The sequence below is a fragment of the Sphingobacteriaceae bacterium GW460-11-11-14-LB5 genome (genome assembly GCA_002151545.1).
GTDB lineage: Bacteria > Bacteroidota > Bacteroidia > Sphingobacteriales > Sphingobacteriaceae > Pedobacter.
Genome location: CP021237.1, coordinates 622,809 through 642,494, shown reverse-complemented (window position 1 = coordinate 642,494; position 19,686 = coordinate 622,809). Strand labels below are relative to the sequence as shown.

Annotated in this window: 12 protein-coding genes and 1 tRNA gene; 1 reads left to right on the top strand and 12 read right to left on the bottom strand. The window is 43.6% G+C overall.

The genetic code is table 11. From position 1 onward, the window contains the following. Positions 1-24: 24 nt before the first annotated feature. Positions 25-474 carry an ATPase gene (locus tag CA265_02555; protein ID ARS38621.1) on the top strand — a complete coding sequence of 150 codons (450 nt, stop codon included), beginning with the start codon at positions 25-27 and terminating at the stop codon, positions 472-474. Between the two features lie 59 nt (positions 475-533). Here the strand turns inward: CA265_02555 and CA265_02550 are convergent. From CA265_02550 to CA265_02495, 12 genes are all read right to left on the bottom strand, one after another. Beyond that, positions 534-606 (bottom strand) — tRNA-Phe (locus tag CA265_02550). Positions 607-852: 246 nt separating this feature from the next. Continuing rightward, positions 853-3,816 (bottom strand): hypothetical protein, encoded by a 2,964-nt coding sequence (locus tag CA265_02545; GenBank protein ID ARS38620.1) that lies wholly within the window; start codon positions 3,814-3,816, stop codon positions 853-855. 69 nt (positions 3,817-3,885) lie between these two features. Continuing rightward, positions 3,886-5,562 carry a hypothetical protein gene (locus tag CA265_02540; GenBank protein ARS38619.1) on the bottom strand — a complete coding sequence of 559 codons (1,677 nt, stop codon included), beginning with the start codon at positions 5,560-5,562 and terminating at the stop codon, positions 3,886-3,888. Between the two features lie 27 nt (positions 5,563-5,589). Then, the gene (locus CA265_02535) at positions 5,590-7,647 is read right to left on the bottom strand and encodes a hypothetical protein (GenBank protein ARS38618.1); all 2,058 of its coding nucleotides are present in this window, start codon (positions 7,645-7,647) and stop codon (positions 5,590-5,592) included. Between the two features lie 2 nt (positions 7,648-7,649). Continuing rightward, positions 7,650-9,410 carry a hypothetical protein gene (locus tag CA265_02530; GenBank protein ID ARS38617.1) on the bottom strand — a complete coding sequence of 587 codons (1,761 nt, stop codon included), beginning with the start codon at positions 9,408-9,410 and terminating at the stop codon, positions 7,650-7,652. Positions 9,411-9,412: 2 nt separating this feature from the next. Continuing rightward, the gene (locus CA265_02525; protein ID ARS38616.1) at positions 9,413-11,014 is read right to left on the bottom strand and encodes a hypothetical protein; all 1,602 of its coding nucleotides are present in this window, start codon (positions 11,012-11,014) and stop codon (positions 9,413-9,415) included. A gap of 18 nt (positions 11,015-11,032) precedes the next feature. Beyond that, positions 11,033-11,749, bottom strand: a complete 717-nt coding sequence (locus CA265_02520; GenBank protein ID ARS38615.1) for a hypothetical protein — start codon at positions 11,747-11,749, stop codon at positions 11,033-11,035. 11 nt (positions 11,750-11,760) lie between these two features. Further along, positions 11,761-13,263, bottom strand: coding sequence for a hypothetical protein (locus CA265_02515; protein ID ARS38614.1), 1,503 nt, complete (start codon positions 13,261-13,263; stop codon positions 11,761-11,763). 5 nt (positions 13,264-13,268) lie between these two features. After that, positions 13,269-16,415: a hypothetical protein gene (locus CA265_02510; GenBank protein ARS38613.1), complete on the bottom strand. Its 3,147-nt coding sequence runs from the start codon at positions 16,413-16,415 to the stop codon at positions 13,269-13,271. 23 nt (positions 16,416-16,438) lie between these two features. Further along, complete coding sequence (locus CA265_02505; protein ID ARS42864.1) at positions 16,439-17,440, bottom strand: hypothetical protein; 1,002 nt, start codon at positions 17,438-17,440, stop codon at positions 16,439-16,441. Between the two features lie 38 nt (positions 17,441-17,478). After that, a complete protein-coding gene (locus tag CA265_02500; GenBank protein ARS38612.1) occupies positions 17,479-18,141 on the bottom strand; it encodes a hypothetical protein in 663 nt (220 codons plus the stop codon). Between the two features lie 11 nt (positions 18,142-18,152). Then, positions 18,153-19,682 carry a RagB/SusD family nutrient uptake outer membrane protein gene (locus CA265_02495; GenBank protein ID ARS38611.1) on the bottom strand — a complete coding sequence of 510 codons (1,530 nt, stop codon included), beginning with the start codon at positions 19,680-19,682 and terminating at the stop codon, positions 18,153-18,155. Between the last annotated feature and the right edge of the window lie 4 nt (positions 19,683-19,686).

Below are 19,686 nucleotides of genomic sequence, written 5' to 3'. Positions count from 1 at the left end.
ATTTGATTTAAAAATCTAAGAACCATGAAAAAGATCGAATTTAAAACCACAATTAACGCCACAGCGGAAAAAGTTTGGGATGCGCTTTTTGGCGTGGAAACCTACCCTAAGTGGACAGCTGCTTTTATGGAAGGATCGCGAGTAGAAACAGATTGGAAAAAAGGAAGCAAGGCCTTGTTTCTGGGTAATAATGGAGATGGAATGGTAGCGGTTATTAAAGAAAATATCCCTAACCGGTACATGTCTATCCAACACCTGGGCGAAATAAAAGATGGTAAGGAAGACTTAAGCGGGGATTGGGGCGAAACACTGGAAAATTATACCCTCAGTGAAAAAGATGGCAAAACAGAACTCCTTATTGATATGGATATTAACGATGAGTGGAGAGATTATTTCGAAAAAACCTGGCCAAAAGCTTTAGATAAGGTTAAAGAAATAGCCGAAAAACACAATGAATATCATGTAGAGACCTAAATAAACATACTCAAAAACCAAAAAAGCCTTACATTTCTGTAAGGCTTTTGTTTTATAAGTGGTGCCACCTGGATTCGAACCAGGGACACAAGGATTTTCAGTCCTTTGCTCTACCGACTGAGCTATGGCACCCCCTTTTGGGATTGCAAATGTAGTATTCTTTTTCCCAAATCCAAAAAAAGGATTTAAAATTATTTAAAAAAATAGAGACTTTTTTAGCCGTTAACATTCATTTTTCTGACAATCAACAAGATGCAGTCCGAAAAAATAATTCTATTATTGATATCCAGCACCACCACATCGAGATCACCAACCACCACTGCATAACTACCACATTTACATTTTCATTTGTCAGGGAGATTATTTTTTTCACAAACGTCACTTGATCCTGATGGTAGCGGTTTCCCGGCTGGCGGCACTTTCCGGTGTAATACGTACAGCATCTGGCCGGTTACCATATTGATCATAAATAATTACCGTATTATCGCCTGCTTTCAACCAGCATTCGGGGATATAAAGACCGTTAATGGGTACACGTTCCGGATAACCTCCTATGTTATGACCATTAATAAAGATAAACCCATGGCTTAATCCTTCAAAAGAAATGCGCCACATGGGATGGTTATTGGGCTTTGTTTTTTCCAGCCGGAAAGTATTTTTATAAAAGTAAGGACGGTTAAATTTTTCTGTTGATCCGATTACTGACCATCCATCAGCAGAAAGCATATCACCAGGACCGCCTTTCATTTTCCAACCCTTTAATTTGAGGTCATCATTATAAATAATTTCCACCGGCTTATCGATGCCACCGGCCCCATAATGGTTCTCCAGGAACACGGAAAGCACAATCGGTTTATTGGTACCGTCATCCTGATAAACCGCTGTAAAAGGTTTATTCCAGTCATCTGCCCGGGCTACGGGCTTACCGTTAATAAACACAACGGCCTTGTCATCAACACTCCGAAACCGGAATTCTGTCGGCACACGACCATCTTTTATAGGGATTATGGCCTGAAACCAGGCGAAGCCGGCTTTTTGGCCGAAGGGATCAGCTCCAATTTTATAGCTTTCGGCATTTGTAAAATCAGGAACAGGCTGGTTTTCGTCATGGCGTTCGCCGGCAAGTTTAACCATCTTCCAGTTATCAACGAGTCCGGGTGCCCCCCGATGCATAATGACTTCGCCCGCAATGCCTTTCTTGTCAACCTCACTGAGATAACCAATAAAGTTATAAAGCTTATCCCGGCCATCGTGCGCGGCATAAATCGCAAGCATATGGTCACCGGTTTCGACATCAAACTGAAGTTGATCACTATAACCAGCTGTAACACGTTTACCATCAACGAACACAATGTAGCGACCAACACCGCTACTGATGTTGAGTTTGTAGCGGCCACTTTTTTGGATTTTAATATGGGTTCTGTACCAGGCATTGGCAGAAATATCTTTATCGGCTCCCATTTCAAGGGGTTTATCGCTTGCCAGCCATTCGCGATCATCAAAATCAGGTAAGGCTGCTGCTGAAGCCGATTTTGCTAACCAGTTATTATTAAGCACTGCATTTGGTCTGGAGATCAGATTTCTGGAGGGAACGATATGTTTTTTTAATTGATCGCCGAATACCCAAACCGGGAATTTTTTATTTTCCTTCCAGAAATACTCGGTGTTTAGCGTGATGGCTTGATTGGTTGAAATATGAAAATCAGCTACATATTCCGGCCCAACCACCACAAATTGCTGTTTTTTTTCTTCTACAAACCACGAACGGTCTGCCAGTTCGGTGCTCAGTGCCAATATGCGCAGCGTTTGCCCACCAGTAATTAAATCCTGCACAAGCGGTGCATCTTTGCCATAGCTTAACTGAAGATTATGTAATTTTCCATTGGAAAGGTGTTTTAAGTGGCCAACACTTTTGGTTTGGCCTGTTATGCGCAAACTTAAGGAGCCTTGTGAGCCTGGGCGACCATATACGACAAGCGTAGTGGTTTTTCCATTCCGGGCGATACCCAGCACCCGTGTATAGGCACCCAGCAAGGTTACCTTGTCTGTCAGATTGAAATTTTGGACAACCGGCAAAATCTCACCCGGCTCCAGATTGATTGTAAAATTTCCTTTAGCACCAACCAGTCCCTGACCTGAATAAGGCAATATCCCTTTACCATAATTGTCGATAAATGAAATGGTACCCGCAGTGCTTATGCGTGAGTTGATCGTATAACTGCTGCCAATACCCTTGAGTTGTTGAACCTGGCCGGCCGTACTGTTCTCCAGGATCTGTTCAAAACTACGTGCAAAGAGACCATTTCGTTTAAACTGATAATAAATAGGCCTCAAATCGCCGGTTTGGCCTACAGCAGCGCCATAATCATAACAGGCCGCATCTTCGTGACTGAAGCTGTAATCGAAATTGGTACCGCCATGGGCCATATAGTAATTATAACCATTGCCACCGCGGGCAATAATTTTCCAGGTTCGTCTGCCAAAAGTATCTGCGTCGGCTTTAGTAGAACCATAACGATCATACCAAACACTCCAGAATTCGGTGGTAAACCAAGGGCTTGGTCGTTTGGGGTCGTCCAGTGAAACCTTATTTCCGGCCGGGTCGCCACCATGATTGAGACCGCTGAAAAAATACGGTACCTGCAGGCCCAATGCTAATGCTTTTTCCTGCAGATGTTTAAAATAGGTATTCGGTATATTGGTTCCCCAGGATAAAGGATGCTCATTTTCCAGTTGGACCAATATAACCGGGCCGCCAAGATGGATTTGCTGACGGCTGACGATAGGCATCAAATGATCAAGAAACCGATCCATATATTTTTCGAAAGGTGCATTTGGAGAACGCACTTGCAGGTTATCCTTAAAACGTAGCCATATCGGATAACCGCCACTATCCCACTCACCACAGTAATAAGGCCCTACCCGCACAATGGCATACAAGTCAAGCTGTTTACATATTTTTAAAAAATTTTCGAGATCACGGTCTCCCGCAAAGTCAAACTTTCCTTCAAAGGGCTCATGAAAATTCCAAAACGTATAAACTTCGACACAATTAAAGCCACCTCTTTTCAAGCGAAGGAGGCGATCATACCAAAGTTCGTGAGGGATACGGGCATACTCCATGCCTGCCGAAACCAGGAAAGTACGTTTTCCGTTTAACAGGAAACCTTTAGCATCAAAACTGATGAATTTTTTAGCGGCGTCTGCGGGCGGAAATATATGATCATTGATTTGGGAAAAAGCCGGGCTGTTAATATTTAGCAGCCCGAAAAATATTAAAATAGGTAAAAGGCAAAATATGCGATTCCTGAAATGGTTGCTTTGAATGGAAGATATGGTCATGTGTACAATAATAGCGGCTGTTTAAAATCTAAATTATTTTTGCTAATCAGTATACTGGTCAGGTCTGAATTATTGCAACTCTGTTTCAAAATTTGACAAAAAGATACTACCCTCTAATCCCCAGGTAGGGTCGATCGGTATACCCAGCCAGTAAAATATCTGTGGAGCGATCGTGACGTTCTGTACACTTACGTTATCTGCACCCAGGTTACACCTTAATGAATTTGCCGTAACAGAATAGGCAATCGGACCCGTTACTTTAAAATCCGGATTGCCCGAAATGCCATTGGCCAGGGTGGTGCCACCATCTGTTAATGGCCAGTAGCCTGTTAACCCGTTTAAATTTGGATTGCCAAGCGAACAGGCATCATTAGCGATCTCGCCATCGCTGAGTATGCGTTTGTAAATTCGCAGGTCAGTCAGATTGAAATCAGTAGCATTATTCCCGCCAATTTGCAACGGAGAAGTATCTGTTATTGTGGCAACGGTCCCCAGACTAATGTCTGTCAGTGATCCTGTTAAGGCGCCATCCATATAGAGCTTAATGGTCCGTGTGAGTTTGGCAAGGTCGGTGGTCATGGTAATGATTACTGAATGCCACAAACCATCAGTTAGCGTATTGGATACATCCAGCTGGGTGGCATGATTTGAATCATCGGTCATATATACCGATAAAGCCAGCCGTTGCCTGAACAAACCAAATCCACGTTTACCGCCATTCGTCATTTTTCCTAACATAAAGTAAAAGCTACCGCCGGCATTATAAGTACCATCGGAAAAAGGATTCAGTTTCATTTTCATTTGTACGGTCATGGAGCCGCTGCCGATGTTATAAAGACCGGTTGGATCGCCTGTAAGTGTGGCTGATACATCACTTTTAAACCTGGGTGAGTTCAATGTTTTCCCCTTTAGTTCCAGGCCTTTATATTTCGTATTGTAAAATAATGTGAACAGGTTTCTTTCCGGATCGGAAGAGCCACCAAAAGTTTTACCTGTTGCACCGTGATTTGAAGTGATAATAATCAGCCAGTTTTCTTTATTATAAGATTTGCGCTTTTTCAGTGCTGCAAGTAATTCGCCGATATAACCATCCGTTGTTTTTAAGGCATTAGCAAACTCAGGGTTCGTCGCCGAGAAACCAGAATTCAGGCCCGCCGCTTCCACCTCACGAAAGTCGACAACGGTCAAAATCTGGTTGTCATTCTGTAAATGTACAACAGCCGAATCTTTAACGGCTTTATCATTGGCGGGAGTGATCTGCGCATCCGAATGGATCATTAGATTGCTATTCAGCGCAGACCAGCTACTGATCGACAGGGTCTTATATAGCGGTCTTAACTGCAGGATCCGAAAAAAAAACGTCGGATAAAACGATGCGCTGATTGAAGGGTTATTTGGATCTCTGGTCGGTTGGAATGTGGCATCAGTAATTTGATGTTTCCCTATATTGACACCGGTTGCCATACTTGCCCAGGTTGTTGCATCATTCGTACGCAAATCGCTTAGTCCAGTCCACGAATATTTACTGTTCGGCAGCAAGGATGCAATGGTGGCTGGCATAACGGCCTTAACCTCCGAGCCTGGAGCGGCATCAATATTGATTAATAAAACCTTTTTTACAATAGCAGAATCGGATGTTTTCTTGTCCAACTCAAAATTAGCAGCCGGATTATTGTATTTCGTACAAGCGCCCAACAGCAACACGGCAGCCACAATGCTAAGCCTTATTTTTTTTTGCATGTTCATATGTCTTTGATTAATTGCCGTAATGCATTAATTACCATCATAAAATGTTCCTAATTCTGCAACAGCAGAGAAGGCCGTGTTGTCATAACTGTTTTTATCTATTGTAAAACGGACATACCTGGCGTTTACAGCAGTTGCGAAAGTAAACTCCTGATTGTAGTTTATTTTCAGCATCGGAAAAGTGCCTACAGTAGTGAAATTAATATTGTCGTTGCTGTAAGAAAACACAAACTGCGTTACCTGCCTGCCACTCATGCGCGAGGCCATGAAACACCCGCTTATTTTGGAAACGCTGCCCATGTCGATATTGATCACATGGGGAACAGGGGCTGGACTGGCCAAAGGTGTACAACCCGAATAACAGGCATGCCAATAGGTCTCCGGAATACCGTCTATCATGGCGGCAATTGATCCCTCCTGGGAAGCGTTATCGCTTGCGGTAATAATCCAGTTACTGCGGTTGGTGTAAATACGTTTTGTCCTGACCGGGTAGTTATCTGTCACATATACTTGTTTAATCGGATCGTAGGTCCAGATGGGGTCTGCCAACAGCGGATATTTTTGCTGAACATTACCCCGGGTGATCGTACTAAGTGGGATGCCCCAGGCATCAAAAAAGTTTGAATAATCTTTTTGGGTATAATCACAAAGCGCTGTAAAAAAGAAATTTCGCTTGGTCTGATCATCGACTGACCAGTTATTGATGGTTTGTGCCCTGGCAGTCACATATGGAATTAAGCCTAATCCATTTTCACCAGTTGCCGGATTAACAGATTTTGCGAAAATCTGAAGAAACATCATCAACCTGAACGTTGTACCTACACCTGCCAGGGTCGGATCATTATCCATATATTTTCCTGCCGGGCGGTTAGCAAAAGCCAAAGCAACCGGCCCAACTGTGCTCAGGCTATTAGGGCCTAAAGACGCCAGGGCGGGAAAAGGCAAATTGTTTCGAGATGCTGTTTTCATTAAGTTAAAATTCTGCACCGTTTCACTTTCTGCTACAGACTTCCACCAAAAGTTTGGTGCGGACATTTTATAATTTCTCCCCAATTCATGGTTGGTAATCACAGAATTTCCAGATGATAATGTGGTGTAGTTAGCCCATTCGTCGAAAATATTAGCAGAGGTTAATGCCATAATCGGCTGACCATTATGAATCAACGAGTTGCCTGCTATTTGTACATCCATTACGGCTCGTTCGGGAAGTTCGGGTGCACGATGCGTTGCATCGGCATTTCCGACGGTCCATCCTAACCATTTATAATAGTCTTCTACCATAACCTTGTCCCATTCCGCCATCGTTTGATCAATATTGTTAAGCGTGCCGTTCTGGATTCCCTGCAAAACCCAATCGCGCGAAACAGACAAAGCCACATGTTGCGAGCGGAGTTCAAGCCAGGGAACCCCCGAGGCCATTACCTTGCGTTGCCAGGCAGCAACATCAGTTGTTGTTCCTAAGATGTAGTCGCTCGTTGCCACCACCCTTTTGAAATGAAAAGTTACCGGATTGGCGATACTGTTTGCGGCTTTAATCCAAATATACCCACCGTAAAGATTGCGGACCGTATTAACGCCAGGAAACAGGGCTTTGACCGTACTGATCAATGCGTCGCGCCGTGTCGAGGTCTGTCCGGTCAAATTATCGAGATGCGAACCTACATATACGTTTAGGCCAAGGATATTTTCGGGAACATCGATCTCAATGAGCTCACCAGGCGCCGCATAAAGACCCGTACTGAAGATCGGTTGCGGTACCGCATTTACGCCCAGCGTAGCGGCCGGAACATAGCTATATTTCATGTTTAAGGTAATAACTGTATCTGCTATTCGTCGCTGGGCATCACTAACCAGCCCTGGGAAAATCCGGGCACGTCCATAGAAACTCTTGTCAACGCCAAGTGAATCATTCTTAAAATAGTCGGATGGCTGATTACCGGAATAATCATCATAACCATTTTCAAAAGTCTTATCACCTTTTTTACAAGCAGTAAATACCGTCACCAGGCCGATCATGATGATGGCGATGGGTTTGATTGTGCGATTAATTCGCCGTTTATGATTTAAAAACTGCATACGAATCATTTTTAGGGGTTAACATTTGAATACACCGGTGAAAACGCTCTGCCGCTAAGCTGCCAGCTAACGTCGATATTGACACCCAGCCACTGCATGATCTGATAGGGAACATCTACCGCATTGGGTACGACATGATAAAAGGCATCTGTTACGGGCGGACAAAGATTTGCACTGTAATTGCTAAATTCATTCCACACATAAGGGCCGCTAAGCTTAAAATTTGCGGTCGTGCCATAAGTTCCCGTACGTTCTTTCAGCACCAGCCCGCTTGATTCATCTCCAGGCCAGTATCCGATCAGATTTTTATAATAAGGATGCGCTTCCGTTATGTTTGTTTGGCAGGATAGCCTCGTGATATCTGCATCCGGCATAGCCACATTGTAGATCTGTAAGTTTGAAATCAATAAATTCGGATTCGCATCGCCATTTGTTGGTATGCGTCCGATACGCAAAGGGCTCACATTATCGATGGATTCAGAGGTTGTGCGGGTTCCGGAACTATTGAATTTACCATCGGTATAGGTTTTTACAGTAGCTACCCCATTCAATCGGCTCATCGTAACAGTAATGACATGCCATTGGTTATCGCTTACATTTCCACCGGCGATCTCGTCTGAAATAGAGGTATTTACCGTATAACCATTTCCTTTGAGAAAAATGATCCAGCCTGCTGATCCGTTAAAATCGGCGGCCCGTTTTGATAGCACGGTCGGATAACCGGCACTTCCCGTAAAGCTGTTTTTGATGAGGAACTGGATCGTTGTAGAAAAATTGGTTCCTAAATTGTACAGATTCACATCGCCCAGCGTTGCATTAACAAAGTTATTATTCGCATAGGTATAGCGTACGGCATAACTATCAAAGGTTACCGCGGTTGTAGCAGGCTGTGGAAGATACTTGGTCGCGAACTTTGAACTGTAATAGATCGTGAATATATTCCGGATCGCATCATCATAAATTGTCGAATTTGGCGGCAGATTAACAGCCACTTTCCCTCCCTTATTTGAGGTGATCACCACCAGCCAATTTTCAGCGTTATAATTAGGGCGGCTCTGCAGGGCGGTCATAATTTCACCGATATACGCATCCACCTGATTGATGGCATTGACATAGGCCGTCGTGGTGCTTTCATAACCAACGGTAGCAGCCACCGTTTCCACGGAATGGAATTGAGCCAATACCAGATCCGGGTTATCATTCTTTAATGCTGCCACCACTGCCGATTTAACATTACCATCGTTGTTTTCAAATGTTTCACGGATGTCGGCCGCTTGCGTAAAGTGATCGGCAAACGCTGCTGAAGCACTAAATGCCGCGGTTTTATAAGAACTATTCGTTTTTTTTAACAAAGTTATAAATGAAGGATAGTTGCTTAGGTTATTACCCGCAAAGTCTTCCGAAGTCACAAAATGTTTTGCCCCTTCAACCCCGGTCATTTGATTTGCCCAGGAATTGGCATTGGTTACCGTTTGTGTGCCATTATTCACCAATGCGTTATAGGTATAAAGTGCGTTTGTTGTCAACTTATATAAATTGGGTGGTGTAATCGCTTTTATGGCATTGCCCCGTGCACCATCAATGATAATGTAAAGCACTTTGGCATGGCCATAGCTGGCTGGGGTCCCGCCATACTCTGACTTGAGCAAATTCGGAAAGTTTTCATTTTTGCATGAAGCCAATAGAACGGAGACCATCAGTACGGCACTGCAGATACAGGTCATGTATCTAAACATTAATGCGGCCGAATTTTGATATGAAGTTTTCATCATCTTTAATTTTTAATTTCCACCTTAACGATATTATTCACGTTTTTATCATCGAATTTCCGGATATACCCCAACAGGATAATCGCCGGTGCACCAATAGTAGAAGTCGTTTCTATTACCTGCTGGATCTGCCCGGAGAAAGTACCCAGGTGATTAAAGGTCTGTAACGCTGAACCATCTGCATTGAGTAATAAAAATCCAGGCCGCGATACACCATTATACTGATCGAACGTTCCGGCAACAAGTACCTTTCCGTTCTTGAGCGATCGGGCAAAATTGACATTCCCTCCGGTGACATCGCCGAACTTAAAATTGGCATCAAGCGATCCGTCCTCCATGAGCATGGCAATTCCCGGGCAGGCTTTGTTATTGAAAGTAGTAAAATTGCCAGTCACCATGATCCTGCGCGAAGTAGAATTGTATTGGACTGTATTGATGTTGCCATTGGCGCCTGTCCCGGTCTGGTAAGTGGCATCAGGCTGGCCGTTTTTGTCTAACCTGACAATATAATTGGCGTTTACACCATTAAATTTTGTAAAATTCCCAACAAGTACAATTTTGCCGTCAGTCTGCATAAAGGCATCATTCACCAGCGCATTGGCACCGGTACTCGTCGGGCCATAATTATAGGTTTCATCCAGTATACCATTTTCATTCATACGGGCCACGGTGAATATGTTTTTAAAGGTATAAGCCCTGGACAGCCGCGTAGATTTAGTATAATCGATCGTAGTATAAGAATTGATATTACCCACTGCAATTACTTTATTGTCTGAGGTTACGAATGTTTTGATGATGGTTTGCTGACCACGGAAAGCACCGTTAAACGCCGGAACGGTATCGAGTCCGTTACTTGGTATTTCGGGTATCTGATTAATTACATTGACCGTTACTGCATCTAAAGACCCGTCTGAATTTATACGGGTAATATTACCAATACCGCCTTTTCTGTAATAAAGGTTATAATTTCCGGCAATGATAAACTTCCCGCTTGCTAAACGTGCCACGCTTAAAAGTGAACCGCCTAAATTCATTCCATCTCTCGTATTCAAGTTTCCGATGCCTCCCAGGGAGTTCACGAAGGCAATCCCCGGATAGTATGATCCTTCATAGCGCAGAAATGAGCCCAGTATCATATAGCCCTGATTGAACTCATAAGCTGAATAAATCGGCCCATCAGTGCCATTGCCGGCACCAAAACCTGCATCAATGGAAATATTTCCGGTAATGGCAAACCTCGGACCGAAAAACACCTGTCCGCCTAACTTTATAGAAGATATTCCAGAACTGATATCGGTAGGAACCTTAATCGTTATGGTGGTATCGGTTACATTGAGTATTGTTGTTTTTTGATTACTGATCAAGAAGTCGAAATTACTCCCATATTTTAGCAAGCCTTTTACCTGAAAAACCACGGTGCTACCTGCGGGTCCTGAGGCAGGTGATGGTGAAGCGGTTCCAAAAGTTACACCTAAGGGTGCCTTCCCTCCGGCATAGGGATCCTCACCAATAATGGCTGACTTCTTACAAGTTGCCAACAGCGAGCTGATCAGAATTGCCGTTAAGAAAAATGGATATTTTAGTTGCTTTCTCATATTTTTATTCATTAGGTTATCTCTTACAGTTTACAATGGCGGCTTAATACCAGCCGCAATGGCCTGCAGAATAAAATTGTTGGTTTGAAATCCAAATACGTGCCTTTGATAAACCAGCACATGTACCACCCCGTTATATGGCTGAATATCGGAAGATGCCACCGGGACATTGACCATTGAACCTATCTTATTGGTAAAATCGGTGATATACGAATAGTATAATTGACGGTATCCGGCATATTTTACTCCGTTTACATCGTTGTACAAAACACCGATATTCATTGGCCTGCCCCCGTTGCTAATATAACCCTGGCCGCCAAAAGTACTTAACTGGGTAGTATCCAGTTGCGGAATATCCTTAAGTAAATACTTCCCTTTTACGATATAAAGCGATAACATATCCTTCCATACTTTCGGATCTATCTGATTGAGTTGCTTTACAGTATCCTGCCCCCGGCCATAAAGGTATTTATTGAGGTTTTTAACTGCCTTATAGATACAAGAACTTGGTGGCGCAAAAAAGGTGATCGTATCCCTGGAAAAAACATCCTGCATTCCGGCCAGCGTAATAACACGCGACAGCGTATCAAAGTAAGCTGGTTTGTCAGCCAGATAGGTCAGAATGGTGCCTTCATATTGTGCTTTGCCTACTCCTGAATCGATATAATAATTGTTGTTTTTGCAGGAAGAAACGGCAACTATAGCGATCAACAGAAAAACGGGGATATAAATGATATATTTCTTCATATGAATTTCTTTTAGTTCCAATATTGATTAAGGGTCATGAAGGGGTTATTGGCCGTAGCCGTTACATCTATCGGCCAGGTCCATGCGCCACGGGCAAAGCCGTCAGCGGTGATTGGTGAAAAAGTAAAATTACCATCTATCGCCTTACGGGTTCTGACCAGATCATAGAAGTAATGGCCTTCTCCCATCAGTTCGCGAACACGCTCGTAGTAGATATCGCTTTTCAGCGCATCTCCGTTTGATGCAATATCCGGTGCCCCGGCCCTTTGCCTTATCAGATTTAATACCGGCAGTGCGTCGTTATCGCGGCCCAGATTAGCCAGCGCTTCGGCACGAAGCAGTACCACATCGGCGTATCTAAAGACCACCTGGTTCCCTACCTGAAGGGAACCTGTGGATGGACCTTGTTTAATATTTACAAACTTGAGCATCTGCTGGGTTCCGTCAGCAGCGTAAAGGTTTGCATCGAACCATTGCGTTTTCCGGTTATCCGTTACATTGGTCGGGTATACCCTGGCCATAAAGGCTGCATCATACCAAATCGTCGAAGTTAAGAAAGGCTGATAGGGTTTGAGCAGTACGTAGTTGGAATATACGGCATTCGGCAGGAACTGTTCAGCGGAATTGGCTTGCTGAACGATTTCAAATAATCCTTCTTTAGAATTTCCGCGGAAAATATCATATGTATTGATCAAAGGCAACAATTGATAAGCGCCACCGCTCTGCGTCATGATTTCTTCGCCAAGTGCAGCAACGGTGGTATAATATCCGAGCTGATTGGCCTGATCAAATCCAGCTTCCCACATGTTAATATGCATCATCAGGGCGATAACACTGCCCCGCATGGCACGTACGGCAACCTTTGCTATATCTGCATAAGTCCAGGGCAGGTCATTTTTAACTGCAGCTAATTCATCATTGCAGTTTTTAAGCACCGTTATCATATTGGTGCGGGGTAATGCTTCTGAATTAAACGCATTCGTATAATAAGGAACATTGCCAAATACGCGAACCATAAAGAAATAACTGATGCAGCGCAGGAAAACGGCCTCTGCCTGATAACTCTTTTTATCCTCAGCAGAAAGCACCGACTCCGGCATTTTCTCAACCTGATCATACAATATATTCGCATTTTGAACAACATTAAAAAAGTTTGTCCATAAGGTGATTGCCCAAAAGGTATCAGTAGGTTTGAGATATTTTGTATTGGAAAGCAATCCTTTTAAATCGTTCTTTCTAAGATAGCTCACATATAATTCGGAAGAATGTTCGGAGGTTATATTGGCCGGAGCACAGCGCAGGTCGCCTGTGGCGACAAAAAAACGGCTATCGCGCATTGTCGCATTACGAAGCAGGTTATATATGCCGCCGGTAAAAGCTTCAACATCCGCTTTCGTTTCCCAGAAATTATTCCCGGAAAGGTTGTCAATTGGCACCACGTTCAAAAATTTCTTACAACCTTCCAGCCCTGTGCACAAGAGTATAATAATGATCAGACAAATTACTTTTTTCATATCCGTTAGAATTGAATGTTTAAACCAAATGTAAAGTTCCGGCTCAGCGGATAACCACCCGAATTATCCCTGCCCAATCCGTCTACACGCTCAGCACTTGGACCGCTGTAATTGCTGAAAGTGGCGATGTTGCTTCCGGTAGCGTAGACCCTGCAGGAGGTAATGCCGAACTTTTTACTAAAAGCCGGATTTAGGTTATATGACAAGGTAATGCTGTTGATTTTCAAATAGGATCCGTCCTCCTGAAACAGTGTTTGTATATATTGAAACGGCCTGACCAGCGCGCTTCTGGTGTAGTCAAACGGGTTTGGATAAGTTGCTACATCACCAGGACTAGTCCAAAAATTATATTGCGAAATCGGCACCAGTGCATTCTGGCTTAGTGGGTTTGAATAGTTTTGAAATAAGCTGGCAGTGGCGTTATTGAGTACATCCCTGCCAATGGTATACGACATGGAGATGTTCATAGAAAATTGTTTATACTGCAGATAAGAACTAAACCCGCCAACAAACCTTGGCTGCGAATTGCCGGTAATTACAAAATCATTGTTATCCAGAATGTAATCACCATTCAAATCGGTCCAGATCGGATCGCCCGCCCTGAAATAACTGCCCTTACTGGCGGTTCCGCCAACACGGTAACGGAGGCCGGTCAATGGATCTACCGGCACATCCTTATCTGTACTGTAAACACCATTGTAGTTAAGCAAAAAATTAGACAGCGAATTAGATCCCAAACGGTTTACTATGGGTTGTCCCAGATCGCCGCCATTGGTAATAATTTGGCGTACCTCATCTGGCAGCGCAGCTAGGTAATCCCTTATGATTGATCCATTAACGGAAAAAGTCCATTTCCACTTACTTTCGGAATTTAATGGCCTAAAGCTTAAATCCAATTCGTAACCCTTGGTAACTACGCTGGTTTCATTGGTACTGATATTCGTAAAAACATTATGGTTAGCAAGGTTCCTGGTACTTAGCTGGAAATCACTTTGTTTATAATAATAATCAAAAGTCAGCGAATATTTCCCCTTCATAAGGCCAAGATCAAGACCATAATCCAGTTGTGTTGAACGGCTGGGCACTAAAGCGGTATTTGGAATAGTCGTCAGGTCAAGCGATACCGTACTGACATTATTATAACTCCCTGAGGACAGGTATTTTCCGTAAACATCATAAATTGTACCTGATGGAACAATTGTTCGCCCCCAACTGGCCCTAACTGAACCGAAATCTAACCAGGTCAGGTCTTTCATGAAATCTTCATAGTTAAAGTTCCACTTTATACCGCCTGCAGGATTCTTTTTCCAGGGATTGTCGGTGCCATTGGTCGAAGTACCATCAATCCGGTAATTCACATCCAGCACATATTTTTTCTTATAATTATATGAGAATGCTCCTGAATATCCCAGCGACCGGTTATCTGGGGTATAGGACGATGAGGTGCCTGACAAAAGGTAATTATATCCTATAGGCCCCTGAATCTGGTCGTTTGGTGTACCGCTGTAGTTAATGATATTATACCTGGATTTACCTATCGATAATTCAGTAAAGCCAAATACACTGAATTCATGCGCGTCATGTAAGCGGTAAACATATTGAAAACTGCTTCGGGAATACAGAGAAGAGTTTTGAGCGCTAAAGGCGTAAACCCTATTATTATTGTTATTTAAAATAGCCGGGCTGAAAGTATTTTCTGTCTGATCGTTGTAATTATAACTGAACTGACTGGAAACCGAAAGCCCGGTGAGCGGCCGATAAGTTAACTGCAGATTGGTGTTAATGCCCGCAATCTTGGAAGCATCATCCACAGTTGCCGCGGCTAGTGCAGAATTGCTGGCGGTATACAGGGAAGGTGCCGGCAAAAGTGAAGATGTATTGCCGGCTGTCGCAACACCTCTTTGTACAAGTGCATTGCCACTTCCCTTGCTGTTTTTCGTCAGCGAATTATTGATATATGCAACCATCGTGAATTTGTTGGACGGTTGATATTGCATGTTCATAGATAGATTATAGCGTGTGAAGCCGGTATTTTCAATAATCCCTTTCTGATCAAATAAGGAGGTAGCTACTTTGTAGTTAAACACCGTAGAACCACCAGACATGGTAAGGTCATGACTTTGATTATAAGTCGTGCGGTAGAAATAACTCTGCCAATCGGTGGAGTTATTATAGTAAGCATTCAAGCTGTCGGCCAGAAAAGGGGTAGAATTGACCGTATTAAGCGCATGATAATAGGCCGTATCGAATTTCATCACCTGGTTGATACGCATGGCACGTTCGCTAATCCCACCGATAACAGTGCGCAGCCCCGGCACGGTACTCACGAAAAACTTACCTGAATAACTGATAATTGGAATTGCCGATTTACCCCGCTTCGTGTTGATAATAATGACGCCATAGGCTCCCCTCGAACCATAAAGTGAGGTTGCTTGTGCATCCTTCAAAACCAGCATTTCGGCAATGTCTTCGGTTGGAATCAGCGCCAGCGGGCTGATCCCTGGCCCGGCCTGATCAAATCCGTATCTCGCACCTGTGGTCATATCCACCGGAATGCCATCAACAACAAAAAGTGGTGAACTGGGCGTTAGATAAGCGTTGCTCCCGCTGCCCACTACATTTATATTTGATATACCACGCAGGGCAATGGTCCCCATCATGCCCGGTGTACCATTATTATTTTGAATGTTTAAACCGGCCACCTTTCCCTGGAGCAGCTCTACAATATTAGCCGCCGGCACATCTTGAATATCTTTGGCCGTTAAGGTTTTAATAGATCCCGTAGACAGCTCCTTTCTTTTTTCCTGATAGCCCACTACCACCACTACTTCGTTCATATTATTTACCTTTTCCTGCATATAAACAATCATTTCCTTACGGGCATGTGCTTTTTGGGTAACATCCTGGTAGCCGACACAACGAAATAAAAGATCTGTTCCGTCTGCAACTTTGACGATAAAGTGCCCTTTATTATCTGTAATACCGACAGCCTTTAAAGTTGCTCCGCTTTTGATATAAATATTAACAGAAGGGATACTTAAGTTTTTCGGCTGCTCCAGTACTGTTCCGGATATGGTAATGCTTTGCGCAAAAACACTGTGATTGAGGACAATCAATCCGAGTATAATAATGAGGGTAAATATTTTCTTCATAATTCCAGCGTCGGTTAGCGTGATTAATTAAACAATGGCGTATCGCCAGAAAAGACCATAATAATTTCCCAGTTGCCTTCTTCGTAGATTGCGAAATCGAAAACAATTGATGAGCTTTCGCGGAATCCGCCGGAATTAAGCCGGTCATAGCTAAAAACAGTGTGGGCCTGGGTTCCGGCTACATTGGTATAAGGCGTTTGAAAGGTTACCAGAGGAATCGGATAGGCCACATCATACTTTACATAAGCTGAGGTTTTTTCCATATTGAAACCGTGTACAAGCGTAGCCCATACGGTCTGGTTAAATTTATTGGGATCAATTACATTAAAGCCCGCATCATAGAAACGGAAAGTCAATGTTTTTCCTCCTGTAGTGGTTGCGTTTGGATTTTTATAGAAAAATATCCGTACATCTTTCAGTGGAATATCCAGTTTGGTGTTCTGCCCGATTACATTGTTAATAGAAAGCGGGTTAACATATGAATTTGCCGCAATTCCATTAACCGGATCGTAGTTAGAAGGCTCATAAGCCCGCTCTCTTTGCGGTATAAGGCGTAAGTTCCTAAAATATTTACTGCCTCCGGTATTACTCACTTTAACATCAAAAACATAGCCCGAATCGGGTTGTGCCCTTACTATGCCCGACTGCGCACCCGCCCACATTAGAAACTCACCGTTATGTTTACGTACGGAAAATAAAGGCTGGTTCTGTATCGTTCTTTTACTGTCAATTTCGGCAATCGTTTTTTCAGTACCTGTATAAGCCTGGGTCCATATTTTTACCGGGTAATTATTGGTGAGTTCGGGCGCCGGCGAGCCATCGGCGGTACGGCGAAGATTAACGATTTCAAAGTCTAGCGGCTGGGTCGAACTCCCCGCATTAAAATTATTGGCAAACAGATTGTTTCGGCCCAGGATTGGTTGATATACCGTCTGCGTAAAGCGGCTATCATTAGCAAAAGCATCGGTATTATCAGGTAAATATTTTGTGCAACCGAACAGGATACTGCTGGTTAACACAATCATTATCCAGTATTCGCAGCGGTGAAATCTATTATTCATGGCTATTTATTAAACTTTAACAAAAATTGATTAAAACCAAAAACATGGTCGGTATTGAGCACGTGGATGATCGCATTCTGCGTTTTTACGTTGATGACAGCAGTATTCGCATTAACCCAGTTTGAAGCGACTGCCGAATTGTTCATGTCTGAAAAAATCAGCTGCTGTTCGCCGTTTCCAACTAATCCCGAAGCGTTCAGGTTGCCATATTGTACATGCATATCGTAGGCATACTTCATTGCAGATTGATTCACTCCATTGGACTGGGTCTTAACATAATCGCTGGTTAATGGCGTTTTCAGAATGTACCTATAAATGATTGTATCCAAGGTGGGGCCATCTATCGAGCTCAAATAAAGCGGGGTTTTCTTTTGAAATGCCCGCTCCCTGTTTAATCCTTTCACTGCATACTCAAAACTTTTATTGGTTACGCCAAAAATGGTCAGGTTACTAACCTTTAAACTATCACTTAAAGCAGGGAAGCGGTTAACCACGAGCATAAGGGAATCAAAAACACCAGGTTGGGTTTTCAGATAATCCAGTGCCGTGCCCTTGTAATTGATGGTTACCGGTTCAAAATTGTAATACGTATCATCACCTTTTTTACAGCCTGCCAAAAACGCGACCGTAAGAACCAGGATGAGAAAATTATATGTCTTTTTCATGTGCGTTCGGATTATTTCCAATAAGGGTTTTGCTGAATAAGGCTGTTAGCCGATAAAACACTGGTTGAAACCGGCCAATAAATTCCGCCCGTTTGAATAAGTCTGCTGAAGGCTGTATCCTTTTGGCGGATTTTATGATAGCGGATGAGGTCATACCACCTCCAGCCTTCGCCCATTAGTTCGCGCCGGCGCTCGGCAAATATGGCATCTACAATATTTGCTGTTGATGTTTGTAAAAATAAGGGCACCCCTCGGTTTTGCCGGATCAGATTCAGATACCTGATTGCTTCATCCCGGCGGTTGAGGGCAGCCATTGCCTCTGCCCGCAAAAGCTGTATATCCTCCAGGCGTGAAATAAGCATTGCCGACCCGAAAACCGGATAACTACCATCTGATACACCATCTCTAATCACTTTTATCTTACTGAAAACCGGAGTGCTACTGTTATAACCTGTAATATAATTTGTCCAGAATGTTTTGGCCAGGGTATCCGTGCCAAAACGAAAATCATAAGCGTCGGTAAAGATGCTGCTCAAAGTATCTCTGCTCACAAAAATCTGTGGCTTCACCCGCGCCACAAAAGGCTGGGCAAGCGTGAGATCTTCCAGGTGGCCTGCACCGCTGGATTCTCCATTAAAATCTATTGCGCCGAAGGCCACAAGTTGTGCAGGCTGACGACCTTGAAATATGCCGTTAGCTGCGGTAAGATAGCCTATAGAAGAGGCAGTGATGCCTGCTTTAGCGGCATTGTCCATAACCAGCCCGGCATAAACATCGGTATTTACATAATTGCCCTGCCAGGCAGACATGTGAGCCAGAATCGCGTAGGCTGAAACTTTATTGAGCAATACGCCCGTCCAATTTGACTGATTAAAACCATAATAAGTTTGTGGTGAAACGCCATAATAATAAGGCAGATCGATTGCTGCGGCCTGTAATTCCCTTTGAGCGTAGTCTAAAACTGTTGTCGCACTTGTACGGCCTATCGCCGGAAATGTACCATTATCATAAGCATAGGTTACTAATGGTACATCACCCCAAATCCTTACCAGATAAAAATAAGCCAGGGCCCGAAGCGCACGGACCTGCGCAATATCGAGAACCAGGTTGGCCTGCGAATATTTAGGATCGGCCTTAACCACGGCTGGTGCATGCTCAATAAATACGGCCGCACTGTTAATCACGGCATAAAAACGACGCCAGTCAGCCAAATCTTTGATCATTGGAAATGAAGCATTCAGTTGATTCCTGATAGCGGCATCCAGATCAGGCCTATTGTAAGAACTGAAATCTCCGAAGCGCAGATCGCCATAAACCCATTGTGCATAGTTATTGGCAAGTGCTGAACGAAAAAGGCCATATACGCCCATCAACGCAGACCTACTGTCGTTAATCGAGGTCCATTGCAGGTTTTCAGGCGAAACCTGTGTTGAGGACTGGTCAAGTGCTTTCTTGCAGGATATTCCCGCCATCAGCATTATGGTGAGCATTGTACATACAGCCGCTCTCGCTATCAGATTATTTTTTATATAGGAATACATAGCT